The sequence below is a fragment of the Bradyrhizobium sp. USDA 223 genome (assembly GCF_044909005.1).
GTDB classification, from domain to species: Bacteria; Pseudomonadota; Alphaproteobacteria; order Rhizobiales; family Xanthobacteraceae; genus Bradyrhizobium; species Bradyrhizobium yuanmingense.
In genome coordinates, this window is the sequence record NZ_JBIYDR010000001.1 from 811,850 (window position 1) to 824,728 (window position 12,879).

Annotated in this window: 14 protein-coding genes; all 14 read left to right on the forward strand. The window is 60.3% G+C overall.

What is annotated here, in order from left to right; all coding sequences use genetic code 11:
• The first annotated feature begins 507 nt into the window (after positions 1–507).
• The 14 genes from ABIA40_RS03295 to ABIA40_RS03360 all read left to right on the forward strand — a co-directional run bounded on the left by ABIA40_RS03295 (position 508) and on the right by ABIA40_RS03360 (position 12,870).
• The gene (locus ABIA40_RS03295) at positions 508–756 is read left to right on the forward strand and encodes a Flp family type IVb pilin (RefSeq protein ID WP_404539074.1); all 249 of its coding nucleotides are present in this window, start codon (positions 508–510) and stop codon (positions 754–756) included.
• 103 nt (positions 757–859) lie between these two features.
• Complete coding sequence (locus ABIA40_RS03300) at positions 860–1,366, forward strand: prepilin peptidase (RefSeq protein ID WP_275511574.1); 507 nt, start codon at positions 860–862, stop codon at positions 1,364–1,366.
• A gap of 1 nt (position 1,367) precedes the next feature.
• The gene (gene cpaB, locus ABIA40_RS03305; protein WP_271543913.1) at positions 1,368–2,336 is read left to right on the forward strand and encodes a Flp pilus assembly protein CpaB; all 969 of its coding nucleotides are present in this window, start codon (positions 1,368–1,370) and stop codon (positions 2,334–2,336) included.
• Complete coding sequence (locus tag ABIA40_RS03310) at positions 2,336–3,538, forward strand: AAA family ATPase (RefSeq protein WP_271543915.1); 1,203 nt, start codon at positions 2,336–2,338, stop codon at positions 3,536–3,538. Before cpaB ends, ABIA40_RS03310 begins: the two co-directional genes overlap by 1 nt.
• Positions 3,535–4,917, forward strand: coding sequence for a CpaF family protein (locus ABIA40_RS03315; RefSeq protein ID WP_271543917.1), 1,383 nt, complete (start codon positions 3,535–3,537; stop codon positions 4,915–4,917). Before ABIA40_RS03310 ends, ABIA40_RS03315 begins: the two co-directional genes overlap by 4 nt.
• Positions 4,914–5,846, forward strand: a complete 933-nt coding sequence (locus tag ABIA40_RS03320) for a type II secretion system F family protein (RefSeq protein WP_271543919.1) — start codon at positions 4,914–4,916, stop codon at positions 5,844–5,846. The genes ABIA40_RS03315 and ABIA40_RS03320 overlap by 4 nt, the downstream gene beginning before the upstream one ends.
• Positions 5,843–6,751: a type II secretion system F family protein gene (locus ABIA40_RS03325; protein WP_271543921.1), complete on the forward strand. Its 909-nt coding sequence runs from the start codon at positions 5,843–5,845 to the stop codon at positions 6,749–6,751. Before ABIA40_RS03320 ends, ABIA40_RS03325 begins: the two co-directional genes overlap by 4 nt.
• Before the next feature lie 2 nt (positions 6,752–6,753).
• The gene (locus ABIA40_RS03330) at positions 6,754–7,401 is read left to right on the forward strand and encodes an isoprenylcysteine carboxylmethyltransferase family protein (protein ID WP_275511571.1); all 648 of its coding nucleotides are present in this window, start codon (positions 6,754–6,756) and stop codon (positions 7,399–7,401) included.
• Positions 7,402–7,431: 30 nt separating this feature from the next.
• Positions 7,432–7,926, forward strand: a complete 495-nt coding sequence (locus tag ABIA40_RS03335; RefSeq protein WP_271543925.1) for a hypothetical protein — start codon at positions 7,432–7,434, stop codon at positions 7,924–7,926.
• Positions 7,927–7,934: 8 nt separating this feature from the next.
• Complete coding sequence (locus tag ABIA40_RS03340) at positions 7,935–9,308, forward strand: pilus assembly protein TadG-related protein (protein ID WP_404539080.1); 1,374 nt, start codon at positions 7,935–7,937, stop codon at positions 9,306–9,308.
• The gene (locus ABIA40_RS03345) at positions 9,308–9,724 is read left to right on the forward strand and encodes a TadE family protein (protein ID WP_225143018.1); all 417 of its coding nucleotides are present in this window, start codon (positions 9,308–9,310) and stop codon (positions 9,722–9,724) included. The genes ABIA40_RS03340 and ABIA40_RS03345 overlap by 1 nt, the downstream gene beginning before the upstream one ends.
• A gap of 452 nt (positions 9,725–10,176) precedes the next feature.
• The gene (locus ABIA40_RS03350; RefSeq protein ID WP_271543932.1) at positions 10,177–11,832 is read left to right on the forward strand and encodes a type II and III secretion system protein family protein; all 1,656 of its coding nucleotides are present in this window, start codon (positions 10,177–10,179) and stop codon (positions 11,830–11,832) included.
• Between the two features lie 14 nt (positions 11,833–11,846).
• A complete protein-coding gene (locus ABIA40_RS03355; RefSeq protein WP_271543934.1) occupies positions 11,847–12,251 on the forward strand; it encodes a hypothetical protein in 405 nt (134 codons plus the stop codon).
• Positions 12,252–12,333: 82 nt separating this feature from the next.
• Positions 12,334–12,870 carry a tetratricopeptide repeat protein gene (locus ABIA40_RS03360; protein WP_085969012.1) on the forward strand — a complete coding sequence of 179 codons (537 nt, stop codon included), beginning with the start codon at positions 12,334–12,336 and terminating at the stop codon, positions 12,868–12,870.
• Positions 12,871–12,879 lie beyond the last annotated feature (9 nt).

Sequence of the window (12,879 nt, forward strand, 5' to 3'; positions counted from 1 at the left end):
CGCTCTAGAGCGTACCACCATCCCGCGATGGTCCGCCTCGCAAGGTGGGGTCCAGGAGCCTCTATGATTGCGGCACACCGGTGCAACTGACGGGAATCATGCGGCTACAGGCAGCGATCAGTGCGATCGGAATTTTCGAAGGGATCACCTCACCCGTCGTGCACAGATGTGCTGTCCGCGCCGCCGCACGTCGGCGAAACTTGCTCCATGCGCCCCGGCCTGGGCGCAGCATCGATGAATCTTATTAAACGCTGCTCATCCGTAATAATCCGGTGATTCTTTACCGGCTCTCAGCCGGCGCTCTTGTCGGGATTCAATTGTTGGGTCGGCTATCGTATTTGTATTGCGACGGTTTTGTCGATTGTTGGGTCGTCGCGACGGGTTATTTCGCGGTAGCTTAATATGAAATATGTATTATATATTAAATGTTGACGATAATAGACATTTAATGAATAGTTTGTCGCTGGCGGGGCCGGAGATAAATCCGCAGCCGCTGAAGTTGCCAAGGTGTCTGAAAAATCCATCTTGAAAGAAGGGATTCCTCCTATGTTGCATCATTTCATCGAGACCAAGGAAGCGTTGAAGCGTCTGCGGACGGACCAGGACGGCGTGGTGTCATTCGAGTACATCATCGTCGCGGTTTGCATCATCGGCGCAGTGTCGGCTGTGTTCGGCGTTGGTGCCGGCGGTGCGATCGGAACCGCGCTGACAGGCGGGATCACCGCGATCACCACCGCTTTTACTGCGGCAGTCTGATACGGCCGTCCGGCCAGAGGGGGGCATCGGAATGTGTCCCCCTCCGAATGTTATTTCTCTCCATTCTTATTCTTGCTGTGCCTTCCACCACCCTGAGGCATGCATGAGCTGGGTTTGTTCCATCGTCTCGATACTGGAAATCTCGTTGTTGCTGTATGTCGCAACGCTCGACGTCGCGACCCGCACGATCCGAAATGACGTCTGTCTCTTGCTGGCGCTGCTCGGGATCGCCCGTCAGCTTGCCAGCCCAATGCAACTTGCCGAATCCCTCATCGCCGCGACGATCCTGTTCCTGCTGCTGCTCGCGCTCTACCAGCGTGGCGGGATTGGCGGGGGCGACGTCAAGTTACTGGTAGCTTTGGCCATTGGCCTGCCGCCGACGGGCTTGATTGAGTTGCTGACGGTAACCACGCTGGCCGGGGGCGTTCTTGCCCTGGTGCATCTGGTGATGCGCGTCCTGCCATATCCGAGGTTGGCGCCGGTCGGATCGTCGCTCGCACGCCGCGTCTACGCGATCGAGCGCTGGCGCCACGTGCGACACGCGCCCCTGCCTTACGGGGTGGCGATAGCGTGCGGTGGCATCTGGACCATCTCGAGCAGAGGATTTTGACATGTCATCCACGTTGCGCCTCTCGATCATCCTGGTGCTCTTGCTCGCAACCACCGCATTCGGGCTGATCGCCTACAACATGAACCTGCCGAAACAGGTTCCTGTAACCGTTACGGCGCAAGGGCCGGCGCCTGCTTCGACTGTCGGGTATTTTGTCGCGGCACGTCCCCTGTCGAAAGGTACATTGACCCGCGAAGACGATTTCGCCGTGCGCTCGGTGTCGCCTGAACGCCTCCCTGCAGGAGCGATCCTGGAAACACCGGACTCGAAGGCCGGACTTCCCGGCTCTCTGGTTCGCAAGTTCGTCGACGCTGGCAGTCCCATTACCTTGCAGGACGTATTGCGACCTCGGGATCGAGGCTTCCTGGCCAGCGTCCTGGCACCGGATAGCCGTGCAATCAGCATCAAGGTGGACGAGGAGTCTGGCGTGTCGGGGCTGATCAGGCCGGGTGATCATGTTGATGTCTTGTTGACCCAGGTGTTCGAGAAGGCAGATCCCGCGCGCCGGGCCCTGAGCGAGACCGTTCTAGGAAACGTTCGAGTCATCGCGATTGATCAGGAAATCATGCAGGGTGGCCGAACCGTAAGCTCGGTAGCCGGCTCGGTGGCCGGCAAGCAAGCGCAGACTGTGTCGTTGGAGCTTGCCCCGGACCAGGTCAAGAAGATCACGGTCGCAAGGCAGCTCGGAACGCTTTCCCTGGCGGTGCGGGCCGCAGTCGAACAGTGGGATACGGCGGACACTGGCGCGATGTCCAGCTGCGATGTGTCGCCGGAAATCGCCCGCCAAAATGCGATTGCCGGCCGGACTGCAGCGGTCGTTGTTCATTCCGGTGGTCAGATAAAGCAATACTCGGTCAGGAAACAGGAATCTGCCGACGGCGACGTTCCGATCAACTGCGACGGGTCCGAAGTGTCTCGCCGCGGAGCGACGATGGTGGTTCAGGCAGGCAAGTTGCTGGAGAAACGTTGATGAGCGTTAACATAGCGGCCATCAGTACACCTGAAGAACCAACGTCTGTCGTCGCGCGCAATCGAATCGTCTGCTTCGTCAATGACGAACTGAGTGCCGCGGCTCTGCGCAAGGGCCTTGAAGGCAGCAACATTTCGATCAAGCGGGGCACGATCCGCAATGCCATACGGATGCTCGAAACGGACACCGAACTATTCGCCCTGGTGACGGACATCAGTGGAATCGATGATCCATTTGCCGAACTGGAGCGGCTGGCCGGCGTCTGTCCGCCCGATGTCCGGGTGGCTCTGATCGGTGAAAGCAGGGAGATCACCTTCTATCGCGCGCTTATGGAGCTCGGCCTGACCGAGTACCTGCCGAGACCGATCACGCGGGACATGGTGCTGGACCAGCTGCGCCCAAAGCTGCTTGGCGATCGTGCGCCGGCGCCGACCGACCGAGGCGGGCATGTGATCTCGATCTGCGGCGCGCAGGGCGGTGCCGGCGCAACGAGCATCGCCATCAATCTCGCGCTGCAACTGGCCGAGACCACCAAGGCCAAGGTCGCGCTGCTCGATCTTCATCTTCAAGGCGGCGAAACAGCCGTGATGCTGGGTGTTCAGCCCGGACCAGGCCTGCGCATCGCCCTGGAGAACCCGATGCGGGCGGACACGTTGTTCCTCGAGCGCGCCGCAATTGCAGTCAACGAGCGGGTTAGCCTGATTTCCGCCGATGAGGAGCTGGATGCTCAGCTCGACATCACCGAAGCGGGCGTGAGGCACGTCCTTGGCCTGCTCCGCCAACGATTCAACTACATCGTTGTCGATGTCCCGGTCCCGTTTCCGTCATCCATCCATCCGGTGATCTCTCTTTCCCGGCACGTGCTGGTGCTGCTGGAGGCGGAGGTGACCGGACTTCGCAATGCCCACGCACTACGGACCGCCGTCACCAACATTGCCGGCAGGGATCGGGTCTTCACCTTGCTGAACCGTGCCAATCGCCCGGGCGGCCTTCCCAGGGCCGCAGTGGTCAAGGCGTTGGGGACAGAGCCTGACATGGTCGTACCCGATCTCGGGAAGGGCATGACCCAGGCGGTCAATCTCGGAATACCCGCGCTGAAGCACGTATCTGCACTGCGACGCCATCTCGCGCCGATCGTACGGGAGATCACGGGGCTCGGCGCCGAGCAGAAGGGACGGCTGAGGAGGCTGCTGGGGCTATGAGAAGGTTTGGTAGGCGCGACGAGGAAACGCCGGTTCGCTTGCCTGCATCGACGCCGAGCTTGGCTGCAACGACGCCAAGCGTGCCTGCATCAACCTCAAGGCGCGACGAGGCTTCGATTGACCGGCCGGTGATGCCAGCTTCACTGCGCGAACGCGTCATCGAGCAGATTGAGCCATCGGTGGCCGCAACTGTTTCGCGTGACGTCCTTCGGCGCCAGATCGAGGAAATCATCCATGGCATCGCCAATGAGGAACGGCTCGAACTGTCGGGTCGCGAGCAGCTTCAACTGGCGGACGAGATTGCCGACGACATGACCGGCTATGGGCCGCTGCGTCCGCTTCTGCTCGATCAATCGATCAACGACATCATGATCAACGGGCCTAGTAACGTTTATGTCGAACGAGCCGGCAAGCTGGAGCGGATCGCGGTGCGCTTCCGCGACAATGATCACATCGCATCGGTGGCCCAGAAAATTGCCGCGCAAGTTGGACGGCGCATCGACGAATCCAGTCCGATGGTGGATTGCCGCTTGTCCGACGGCAGCCGCGTCAACATCATCTTCCCGCCGCTGGCGATCCACAGCCCCTGCATCTCGATTCGAAAGTTTCCGAGCCGCCGTCTGGATATCGCCGCACTGATCGAAAACGGCTCGATGACGGCAGCCGTCGGACAATTGCTGGAGATTGCCGCCCGGTGTCGGCTCAATGTCCTGGTCTCCGGCGGCACCGGGTCCGGCAAGACGACGCTGCTCAACGCCATGAGCCAGTTCATCGATCACAGCGAACGCGTCGTCACCATCGAGGATGCGGCGGAGTTGCAGCTCCAGCAGCCGCACGTGATCAGCCTGGAGACCCGGCCTCCCAGCCTTGAAGGCACGGGGCAGGTGACACAGCGCGATCTGTTGTGGAATGCGCTGCGCATGCGTCCTGACCGGATCGTCGTGGGCGAGGTGCGCGGCGCCGAAGCGTTTGACATGCTGCAGGCGATGAACACCGGCCATGATGGTTCGATCTCCACGGTCCATGCCAATAGTGCTCGCGACGCCCTGACCCGCATCGAGAACATGGTGCAGATGGGGCAGGTGAATCTGCCGTCGCGAGCCATTCGAACTCAGATTGTCGCTGCACTGGATCTCATCGTGCAAGTCGAACGCATGCGCGATGGGCAACGTCGCATTATCCAGATCAGCGAGGTGATGGGGCTGGAATCGGATGTGATCACCACCAACGACATCGCAACTTTCGAATACCAGGAGGAGGACGACAATGGGCGGATCTCGGGCACTTACCGGGCCACCCTTGCAGTCCCGAAATTCAAGAGCCGTCTCGTCTATTTCGGGCTCGATCGCGCCTGGGCCGAGGCAGTGAGGCAGATATGATACCTGAGGCCGTGATCGTCGCTGTTCTGGTGCTCGCGATGTGCGCAGCCGTCGGCTCGTTATGGCTCGACGGCCGGGAGCGACGCATGGACCGCCGGCTGGCGGTCGCTCTACCGGCCTCCCATCCGGCCAGTCTGCCATCCATTCGCCGGGCGGAGACCGGCTCCCGGTATCTGCTTCTCCACCGTTTGGCCAATTACAGGCCCGAGATGGTTCACGCCTGGCATCCGGCGTATGTGCTGCTTGCTGCCGCTATCGCCGTAGCAGCGATCTTCTACGCTAATCGCCTGCTGGGATTTTCCGTTTTCTACGTGTGTGTCGCGGCTGCGATTGCCGCCGTGGTAGTCGTGCGAGGTCTGTTTGGCTGGCAGCAACGTCGGTTCGCCAGTCAACTTTTCCGGCAGCTGCCTGACGCCATTCAGCTGGTGACGAGTACGGTTCGATCGGGTCTGCCTGTGCACGAAGCATTTCGCACCATCGCGCGCGAAATGCCGCAACCGACGTCCGGACAATTTGCAATCGTGTGCAGCGAAATGAATCTGGGAAGACCTCCGGAGGAAGCCGTCGAAGGCGTCTATCGGCGAACGCAAGTGGCAGAGTATGCGATGTTTGCGGTGACACTTGCGGTTCAATTGAAGTCCGGCGGCAGCTTGGCCGAGACCTTGCAGACGCTGGGCGACACGGTGAGTCAGCGTGTTGCGCTCGCTGCTCGCGCCAAGGCGCTGGCGGGAGAAGTGATCTTTTCCTCGCGAGCACTCACGATCTCGCCCCTGATTGCCGGAGCATTGCTATACGCGGCCAATCCGCAGAACGTCGATCTGCTGTTCACTGACCCGACCGGAAACAAGCTTCTGGCTTACGCGGTAGTCTCGGTGCTCATCGGGCATCTGGTGATAAGTTGGATGGTCAGGCGGGAAACAGAACTATGACTTTCGGTCTCGGGCTGGCGGCCCTCGCAGTCGTAGCTGGAACGGCGGCCTTCATGTTGATCATCCGCGAACTACACGTCCGTGCATTGGACACGCGGGTCTCAAGCGCCGTGATGGGTATCCCTTACCGTTCAGCCCCCTTCAAAGACCTGACCGGTTGGTTCTCGTGGCTGGGCATGCGCTATCGGCGCTTCTACGCCGAGGAGAATCTGGAGGAGCTACGAACGGTCCTCCACTCATCTGGTTTCAATCATCATAGAACCTTGCCGATCTGGATCGGCATCAAGATCGTCAGCATGTTCGCGCTGCCGGTCATTGCGCTGCTTCTGGCGCAACTTTCGGGAAGGAGACCTGCCGACGTGCTGGTCTTCACGCTGATGGGTGTGGTGATCGGAATCTTGGGTCCGCGATTGGCTCTGTCGGTGATGAAGCGGCGCTTTGATGCTGCCATTCGGCTGGGTACGCCGGATATGATCGATTTGCTGATCGTGTGCAGCGAGGCGGGAATGGGCCTGGAAAGCGGGCTGGGGCGGGTCGCCGAAGAAATGAAGTCGACCAATCCTGCCATGGCCTGGGTGCTGCACCGACTCCTTGATGATCTCCGGATACTGCCAAGTCGCGTCGAAGCATTCGAGAACTTGGCGGTCACTTCGGATGGTCTTCGCCGGTTTGGCACGATGATCAGCCAGAGCTTGCAGTACGGAACGCCGTTGGGCCAGGCGCTGCGCAGTATCGCGCTCGACCTGCGGCGGGAACGCATCACCAAGCTGGAAGAAAGGGCGCACAAGTTGGGCGCCAAGCTGACCATTCCGATGGTGCTGTTCCTGCTCCCAGCCATGTTCGTCATCATGGGGGGAAGTCCCGTTCTTCACCTCGTGCGTTCGTTCGCCAGCTTCGGAAAGTAGCCATGACCACAATTGCCCTCTCCAAGAGCGGATCTTACGACCGGATCATGCGGCTGCTTGGCAGCTTGTGGTTCTTGTTGCTGGCTCTTTGCGTCGCCGTCAGGATTGGGGCGTCGCTGCACGATCCATGGCCCTCGCTCTTGTCGAGCTTTTGCCTCGGCATCTTCTACATGCTCCTGGCACTGTTGATCATGACGCGCTCACCGGCAAAGGCGCATGCCGATGGCCTGCTTCCAAGAATAGCTGCCTTCGTCGGCAGCTATCTGCCATGGACGATCAGCTTCCTCGGCAAAACCGACGACACGCTGCCCAACCTGGCATCGACCGCCTGCGTGCTGGTCGGCACGATCATGATGCTTGTCACCATCCGACATCTGGGTCGGTCGTTCAGCCTGGTGCCACAGGCGCGCTCGGTGGTCCAGACCGGTCCGTATCGATGGATCAAGCACCCGCTCTATGTCGCAGAAGAAATCGTGGTGCTGGGCGTCGTGCTGCAATACCTGACACCGGTCACGGTGATCGTCCTGGTCCTGCATATCGGCATTCAGGTCTGCCGAATCCTTTACGAGGAAGACCTGCTTCGGCGCAATTGCCCTGAATATTCGAGTTACGAAGCATCACGTTGGCGAGTGATTCCTTACGTTTGGTGAGCGGCTATGCGTGGCCGGATTGTGGTGGACATGGTTCAGATCGCTGCGGCTCGGGTGACGCGATCGCACGTGGCAAGTCCCCGTGGAGGCAGGCGCGCGTATCGTAGAGGGTCCTTCGTCGCCGATCAGCGCGGCGCCGTCGCGTTTGAGACAGTCATCGTTTACATTTTCATGGTGTCGTTCCTGCTGATGCCGCTCGCCGACGTCGCTGCCGCGGGCTTCCGGTTTATCTCTGCGTGGTCGGCCTTGCGCTCATTCGGACAATACATTCAATACAAGAGTCCGCCCGACCCGGCGAACCCGGGGACCTGGGTGTCGACGCTGCAGACAACGGTCGCCGGGCATACCATCGGCAACATCCAGGTCATGTGCGGAAGCACAGCTTGCAACTCCGGCAACCTTGGTTTGACTCCCAAGTACTTTACGTTTTCGACGACCGTCACTTTGGCCCCGATTGTGTTGACGTCGGTGCTGTGCCCCAGCAGTTGCACGTACACGCTGCCTTACTCCGAACGTTTCCAGTAGGTGTTCTCATGCGCAGTCTGCTCCGTTCCAGACGAGGCTCGGCCGCATTCGCGACAGTGATCGCGCTGATTCCGCTCATCGGCGTGGTCGCACTCGGGGCCGAGGCGGGATCGTGGTACGTCACCAGGCAGCACGCGCAGAATGCCGCCGATGCAGCGGCCTACTCGGGCGCCCTGCGACTTGCATGCGACAATGCTGGTGTGCTCTGCGATACATCAGTGGATTATCAAGCAAAGGAATTCGCGGCGCAGAACGGGTTCTGCAACTCCGGTGACACGGCCTATCCGGGCACCAACTGTGCGACAAGCCTTCCAGCAGGAATCTCGCGCGCCGTGCAGATCGATATCGGCAGCTACAGTGCGGGTGCGTTCACAGCGCCGCCCGCAGGAGGCGGCGGTAACGCCGTTCGCGCCCTCGTCAGTCAGCAACAGCCGGCCTACTTATCGGCAGTGCTGGGTTTGACGACCGTCAACATCCCCGCCCAAGCCATCGCTCTGGTCGAACTGCCGAGCAAGGTGTGCGCCTTGGCGCTCGGACCTGATCCGAACGGCGGCGGAGGGGCGCTTAAAATTGCCGGTAACGTCAGCAACAACGGCACGGGCTGCCCGATAATGTCGGATGCCAGTGTACAGTTTGCCAGCACTGCCTCTTTCACCGGTTCGGGGTGGGCCGTCTTGGGCGTAACGGGCTGTAGTCCAGCCAGCACCTGCGCCGATCCCGGCGTCACGCACAACTATTTCATGCCGTACGCCAACAATCCGCTCAGCAAATTGGATAGCCAATCGTTCAATAGCTTGACATCGAGCGGAAGGCCAAACGATTTGGCATGCAGTGGTACGTTGACGCCCAACACTCCGCCGAGCAGCACTAACCTGTACCGCAACCTAACGTGCACGACCGGGGACACGGTGGATTTTAGTCCGGGCACGTACTTTTTCTACAATGGGACAATAAAGTTCAATGGCGGAACCATCACCTGCAATGCCTGTAGACCCTGGCCACCGGCAGGCACGGGCGAAGGCGTCACTCTGGTATTACTCGGGGATTCGAGCATTTCCATCTCTGGCGGCGCCAGCGTTGAGCTGTCCGCTCCCTACACCAACACCTTCTCTTCCGATCTGAACGGCGTTCTGATTGATGATCAGGCGCCGAGCAAGAGCAGTAATAAAGTCAACATCACCGGCGGTACGGTAAGGCTGGGTGGTGCGATGTATTTCCCGCATGTCGACGTGACCTGGAACGGAGCGACACAAAGTACCAATACGACCTGTTCACAAGTGATCGCCCAGACACTCACCATGGGCGGTGGCGGCTTCCTGAGCACGGATGGATGTAATCCGGTCACCGTCCCTTACACCCAAGTTGTCCGCTTGGTGCAGTGATGAGAAAGCTCGATCAGCGGGGCATCGCATCGTTCGAGTTCATCCTCGCCTTTGTGTCCCTTTTTATGTTGATCTTCGCCATCTTCGATCTCGGACGCTATGCGATCACGATGCAGTCCTTGCGGACGCTCGCGAGCGCCGGGGCCCGAGCGGTCATGATCAGCTGCTACACGCCCGCCTTGCTTCAAAGCCCGCCTCAGTCGCCGTCAATCTGCGGGGGCGATCCGATGTCCACGACCGCTAAACAGACTGCCGCGCCGTTCCTGTATCGCGGCGGTCTCACGCCGACGCTGAGCGTGGCATCCAGCGGCAGCAACTTGACCGTGACCGCTTCTCAAGCCGGCTTCACCATGCTGATGCCGATATGGGGCACAGCACTCAATGCGCCGAGCGCGTCAACGCAGATTCCCTTTTAGGCAAAATATGGCAACGTGCCTTACCCATCTTGGCCGACATCGCCTCGGGTCGGTGCTCGAGCTGGACAAACCCCTCGGAATCGAACTGCGCCAAAGCAATCTGAGCCTGGCCAAGTGCCGTTTGGAGACGACGAGCCGACGCCGTTCGATCGTGAGCCACGACGGAATCTCGCGCAAACGTGGTCGTGCTGCAGCAGTTCTGAACGGAGCTGCAGAGAGAAATGATGCGCGCCCGCAACATTGGAAAGTTTTCTTTGCCACTTGAGGCTGTGCGGGAAGCGTCTCTTCTTGCAAGCAGGCAGCATCAAGGACGATGATCTTGGAAACGCGAAGTAACGAATTGTAGTCGGACATCTTGTAAGCTCTGCGGCGTGGTGCGCAGAGGGGAACTATTGGGGATGTCGAGCACGTAGATTTGCGGGGGAGCCGCGGATCGCAGTTGGGGGACTCGAATGGGTGGCGATCGCATTTCAGGTAAGATAAGGGAGCTTCTCGCCTTCAGCGTGATGGGTCTTGGCGCGGCGCTCGCCTCCTTTGCGTCCGCTGACCGCGCGATGGCGGCAGACCGGCGGGGCTTCTCCGGCGGCGGCGTCTTCGTCAGCGAAATGAACGACGTCCAGCGGGTCAAGGTGGTGGTCAACAAGTCACGCACCTTCAAGGTCGATACGGCTTTCGCAACTATCGTGGCCGGCTCGCCCGACATTGTGGACGTGAAGTCGCTCAGCGATCACCTGATCTACGTCCAGGGCAAGCAGACCGGCACCACCAACGTCATCCTGCTCGACTCCTCGATGAAGCAGATCGGCATCCTCGACGTCGAGGTCGTGATCGATACCGGCAATCTCCAGCAGAACATCCGCAGCAGCACTGGCGGGCACGGGATCCGCGTCTCGGCTTCCGAGGGCCAGGTGGTACTCAGCGGAACGGCCGCCGATGCGGTTACGGCCGAGCGGGCCATGGCGATCGCCACCAGCACGGTCGCGAAGGGGGGCACCGTCGTCAACGCGATGAGTGTCGCGGCGCCGCAGCAGGTGATGCTGGAGGTGCGGTTTCTCGAGGTCACCCGGGATGCCGGCCGCGACCTCGGTGTGAACCTGTACGCAGCGAATGCCAACGGGACCAACGTCGCGAATACGGGACGTGGCAATTTGAGCACTACGGCGGGCCGGCGACCGATTGGTGGTATCAACACCGCTAATAGCCCCCTGGGCGTTGGCGGCGGCCAAGTCGGTGCTTCCCCCACCGGTAGCCTGCCGTTACTCGGAACAGCTGGTACGCTTCTTGGCACAGCGGGCGGCATAGCTCCGATCCCGTTCGGAAGCTTGTTGACCAGCATCGTCCGAACCAGCAATGGCGGTTCGGTGGACTTGTTGATCTCTGCGCTGGAAACCAAAGGATTGGCTCGCAGGTTGGCCGAGCCGAACTTGACCACGCTTTCCGGAGATGCAGCGCGCTTCCTGGCCGGTGGTGAGTTTCCAGTGCCGATTCCGAACACGACCGCAGCCGGCTTTCCGACCATCACCATCGACTACAAGAAGTTCGGTGTCGAGCTGGCCTTTGTCCCTACCGTGCTCTCGCGGGGGGTCATCAACCTTCGGGTGGAGCCGTCGGTCAGCGAGCTTGATTTCGCCAATGCAGTGACGATTCAGGGGACGACAGTTCCGGCGTTGACCCGCCGCGATGCACGGACCACGGTGGAGCTGCGGGACGGCCAGAGCTTTGCGATCGCCGGCTTGCTGCAAACCCGCAACCGTCAGGACGTTTCGCAATTGCCCTGGATCGGCTCCGTGCCTGTGCTCGGAGCCTTGTTCAGCAGCAAGTCGTACCAGCAGGAGGAAACCGATCTCGTCATCATCGTGACGCCGCGCCTGGTCGCACCGGCCGCACCGGGTCAGCAACTGGCGTCGCCGCTCGACTCTCGCCTTCCGGCCAACGACGTCGATTTCTTCCTCAATGGCCAGATGGAAGTCCGCAAGCGTTACAATGACTACGTTAACTCCGGCGGCGACGTTAAAGGACCTTATGGTCACATCATCGCTCCCGAGATCACTGCGACCATTCCGGCACCGGCTGTTGCGAACCAGCCCGTCGTAAAAACGCTCAACTGAGAAGGAAGCGGGAGATGACCATCAGGTATCTGGCTCTGTTCGCACCGCTGCTGCTCGGGGGATGTTACGGGGTGGCCGGTCATGACGAGGTGGACCGCTATTTCCAGCGTTCAGACACCATCACGATGAGTGCCGGCAATGCCAAGGAGGTCAACGCGGTCACCCACACAATCCATCCATGGCCGCGAAACGTCGGTGATCGCAGGATCGTGCACGACGCCCGGCGCGTGGGCGCCGCCGTGACTCGCTATGGCAACACGAAACAGCCAGTGGATCAGCTTCCCGACATTGGCGATGCGACGAAACAAATGGGCGTGCGGACTGCCCCAACCCAGAACGTCAACATAGAAGGATTGGGGGCTGGATCGACTACAGGAGTATCAGTGCCGGTCGGCGGAGTAGGCGTAGGCGGCAGGTAACGATTTTTAGTGCGTGGTTTTGGCGATGTTGTTTGCGAACGGCGCAGTGAAGTTGCTGCGACGTGCGGGGGACCAAGGGGTTATGCGACGTATCATCTTCATGCTGACCTGTTGCTGGTTGGGGATCGGCCTTGCGGGGTGTGATCATACGCTTAGGCAGGCTGCCGTCGTCGCTCCCGTCGAGCCGCCTGGCGGCGACCCGGTGCAGGAGCCGACCGACGTCAAATATTATCCCTCGGACGAGCCGGTACGGCTGGGCTTGGAGCATTTCAACCGCGGCAGCTACGGGTTAGCTAATCGCTATTTCAGGGATGCGGTCGAGAAATCGCCGAAGGACGTGACGGCCTGGGTTGGACTCGCGGCGAGCTATGATCGGATACGTCGGTTTGATCTGGCTGACCAGGCCTATGCCCAAGCGATCCGGCTGGGCGGCGAAACCGTGCAGGTCCTGAATGACCAGGGATATTCGTACATGCTGCGCGGCAATCTGAGTGCGGCGCGCCGAAAGTTTGAGAAGGCCTATTCGCTCGACCCAGGCAACCCGGTTATCGCCAATAACCTCGAGCTTCTCAATGGCAGCCGGCGGTTCATTGAAAGACCACCAAACAACCAGCCTTAAGAGGGCGAT

Bases quoted from the DNA above. Each gene is read 5' to 3' on its own strand.
- ABIA40_RS03325 (WP_271543921.1), top strand. From the start codon at position 5,843: ATGACTTTCGGTCTCGGGCTGGCGGCCCTCGCAGTCGTAGCTGGAACG.
- ABIA40_RS03300 (WP_275511574.1), top strand. From the start codon at position 860: ATGAGCTGGGTTTGTTCCATCGTCTCGATACTGGAAATCTCGTTGTTG.
- ABIA40_RS03330 (WP_275511571.1), top strand. From the start codon at position 6,754: ATGACCACAATTGCCCTCTCCAAGAGCGGATCTTACGACCGGATCATG.
- ABIA40_RS03360 (WP_085969012.1), top strand. From the start codon at position 12,334: ATGCGACGTATCATCTTCATGCTGACCTGTTGCTGGTTGGGGATCGGC.
- ABIA40_RS03310 (WP_271543915.1), top strand. From the start codon at position 2,336: ATGAGCGTTAACATAGCGGCCATCAGTACACCTGAAGAACCAACGTCT.
- ABIA40_RS03335 (WP_271543925.1), top strand. From the start codon at position 7,432: ATGGTTCAGATCGCTGCGGCTCGGGTGACGCGATCGCACGTGGCAAGT.
- cpaB (WP_271543913.1), top strand. From the start codon at position 1,368: ATGTCATCCACGTTGCGCCTCTCGATCATCCTGGTGCTCTTGCTCGCA.
- ABIA40_RS03340 (WP_404539080.1), top strand. From the start codon at position 7,935: ATGCGCAGTCTGCTCCGTTCCAGACGAGGCTCGGCCGCATTCGCGACA.
- ABIA40_RS03320 (WP_271543919.1), top strand. From the start codon at position 4,914: ATGATACCTGAGGCCGTGATCGTCGCTGTTCTGGTGCTCGCGATGTGC.
- ABIA40_RS03345 (WP_225143018.1), top strand. From the start codon at position 9,308: ATGAGAAAGCTCGATCAGCGGGGCATCGCATCGTTCGAGTTCATCCTC.
- ABIA40_RS03350 (WP_271543932.1), top strand. From the start codon at position 10,177: ATGGGTGGCGATCGCATTTCAGGTAAGATAAGGGAGCTTCTCGCCTTC.
- ABIA40_RS03315 (WP_271543917.1), top strand. From the start codon at position 3,535: ATGAGAAGGTTTGGTAGGCGCGACGAGGAAACGCCGGTTCGCTTGCCT.
- ABIA40_RS03355 (WP_271543934.1), top strand. From the start codon at position 11,847: ATGACCATCAGGTATCTGGCTCTGTTCGCACCGCTGCTGCTCGGGGGA.